Source organism: Corallococcus llansteffanensis (assembly GCF_003612055.1).
Taxonomy (GTDB): Bacteria; Myxococcota; Myxococcia; order Myxococcales; family Myxococcaceae; genus Corallococcus; species Corallococcus llansteffanensis.
The window spans coordinates 1-2424 of sequence record NZ_RAWB01000897.1; the positions used below are offsets into that span (position 1 = coordinate 1).

Annotated in this window: 3 protein-coding genes; 1 reads left to right on the plus strand and 2 read right to left on the minus strand. The window is 70.5% G+C overall.

Features of this window, described 5'->3' with window-relative positions; translation table 11 throughout:
• Positions 1 to 9: 9 nt before the first annotated feature.
• A complete protein-coding gene (locus tag D7V93_RS45565) occupies positions 10 to 309 on the minus strand; it encodes a hypothetical protein (protein ID WP_120648534.1) in 300 nt (99 codons plus the stop codon).
• A gap of 222 nt (positions 310 to 531) precedes the next feature.
• On the opposite strand from D7V93_RS45565, the gene D7V93_RS41805 reads away from it, so the two are divergent.
• On the plus strand, positions 532 to 945 hold the full coding sequence (locus D7V93_RS41805) for a VOC family protein (RefSeq protein WP_120648535.1): 414 nt from the start codon (positions 532 to 534) through the stop codon (positions 943 to 945).
• A 68-nt stretch (positions 946 to 1013) separates the two neighbouring features.
• Here D7V93_RS41805 and D7V93_RS41810 read toward each other — a convergent pair.
• Positions 1014 to 2424, minus strand: a 1411-nt coding sequence (locus tag D7V93_RS41810; protein WP_504739599.1) for a glycoside hydrolase family 78 protein, incomplete at its 5' end; no start/stop codon positions are given.

The window sequence follows — 2424 nt, forward strand, 5'->3', positions numbered from 1 at the left end:
CGCCAGCCATCAGGTCTGCAGGTTCAGCGACAGGCCGCGGCCTGCTTCGAAGCGGGGCTCGGACTGGAGCTTCTCCAGCACCCGGTCCGAGGCGACGAGCGTCACCTGGGGCAGCATTCCCGGCTCGCTCATCCACTTCACCGCGCCCAGCAGGTGCTGGGCCTTGATGAACTCCAGGACGGCGCCGTGGAAGGCCTTGCCCTCCTCGCGCCAAGCGTGGGCCAGCTCCGCCCTGTCGCGACGCTCGGGGGAACGGCGGGCCGGGCTCTTCCGCGCTTCGCGGGGCATGACGACGATTTCGATGAACATCGCGAGACCCTCCTGAAGGCAAGAACAGCGAAGTGGCGCGGACTATCGCATGAACTTGCGTCGGCCCGCCGCCCGGTGCCCGGGCTTTTGATGAGGGTTCTTGCCGCTTCCGGGACTTCCCGGGCGCATGCGCCTTGACATGCGCGTTTTGCTGTTTTGAAGGTCGGCGGTCTGCGGGTTGTTGGACACGCAAAAGGGCGAGGAGCCCACAGGAGGCTGACCATGGAGCTGCACATTGGCCGGTTGTTCGACCACGTCCACCTTCAGGTGCGGGACCTGGAAGCGAGCAAGCGCTTCTACAAGGCGGTGCTGGAGGTGCTGGGCATTCCCATTTTCAGCGAGAGTGCGCGGCACTTCTCCGCGGACGAGCTGTTCGTGAGCGCGGACTCGGAGCCGACGGCGCGCGTGCACCTGGCCTTCCAGGCGAAGGACCGGGAGATGGTGCACCGCTTCCATCAGGCGGCGCTGGCCGCGGGGGGCCGGGACCACGGCGCGCCCGGCGAGCGCTCGTACCACCCGGGCTACTACGCGGCCTTCGTGTTGGACCCGGACGGCAACAACATCGAGATGGTGTTCCACGGCCCCGCGCGCCGCTCGGCGCCGTCGGTCGTCATCGGCTGGGACGGACCGCCGTGAAGAGCCAGGGGCCCCCGGAATGAACCGGGAGCCCCTGGGGTGCTACGGGATTCCGCGCGGCGCGACGGCTAGCGCGCCGTCACCGTGCGGCCCCGGGCCTGCTTCGTTGCCGGGCCAGCGGGGGACGCGGCCACCGCGGACACGACGCTGAAGGCCAGGTCGTCGTGATCGTTGTACGAGCCCGTCACGCAGGCGCTGGTGGCGGTGCCGCCGAAGCGGAACTGCGCGCGCACCGCGTGCTGGCCGGTGGTGGAGCCCACGGTGAAGGTGCTGGAGAACGTCTTCAGCCCCACCGCGGTGCAGGCCTGGCCGGTGGAGAGGGCGGTCCACGTGGGCGTGGTGGTGTTCGTCGCGTAGTACAGGTCCAGCTGGTCCGTGGTGCCGTAGCAGTACACCGTCACGTCCACCGTCACCTGCTTGCCCGGGGTGATGAGCCCCTGGTCCACCGTCTTGAGCACCACGCGGTCGATGCTCTCGTCCACGTGGTAGGTGCCGGTGGAGCCGTCCGTGCACGTCGCGCCCAGCGTGTTGGGCTGGTTGGGTTCCGCGCCGCCGGACACCGTGCCGCGCCCGTTGACGAGCGTGGGGCCGGTGTCACAACCGCACACCGAACCGCAGGCCGGGGCGCGCACGTTCGCGTTGTAGGAGGCGACCGTGGGAGTGCAGATGTTGGTGGTGGTGAAGCTGAACGCGGAGCTGTACGCGCCCGCGCTGCAGCTGTCGGTGGCCCGCGCGCGCCAGTAGTACGACGTGAGGTTGGACAGGGCCGGCGTCACGTTCCAGGCGCTGGTGCCCAGGCCCGTGGCGCTGCGCACCACGTTGGTGAAGGCGCTGTCCGTGGCCACCTGCACGTCGTAGCCGGCCGCGCTCGTCACGTCAGACCAGTCCAGCGCCGGGGAGAGGGCGACGCTGGTGGCGCCGTTGGCGGGGGCCGCCAGGGTGGGCGTCGCCAGGTTGACGCAGCCGCGCGTGGTGAAGCTGCTCGCCGCGGTCCAGGAGCTGGTGCCGCCGCACGAGTTGAGCGCGCGCACGCGCCAGTAGTAGACGGTGTTGGCCGTCAGGCCGGGGGACACCGTCCAGGCGCTCGCGACGAGCGAGTTGGCGCTGCGCACCACGTTGGTGAAGGCGCTGTCCGTCGCGACCTGCACCTCGTAGCCGGCCACGCCCGTCACGTCCGCCCAGTCCAGCGCCGCCAGCAGCTCCACGCCGGTGGCCCCGGAAGAGGGAGAGGACAGCGAGGGCGCGCCAGGCGCCGCGCAGACGGGGGTGGTGCAGGCGCAGGTGCTGGCCTTGCCGAAGCACGCGTTGCTGCTCGCGGGGACGACCGAGTAGCAGTACTGCCGGCCGTTGGCGACCTCCGGATCCGTGTAGCTGGTGCCGGTGACGGTGGCCACGCGCGCCTTGCCGAAGTCACAGCCCGCGAAGCCCTCCGTCTTCATCACCCAGTACTGGCTGGCGCCCGCGGACGCCGTCCACGAC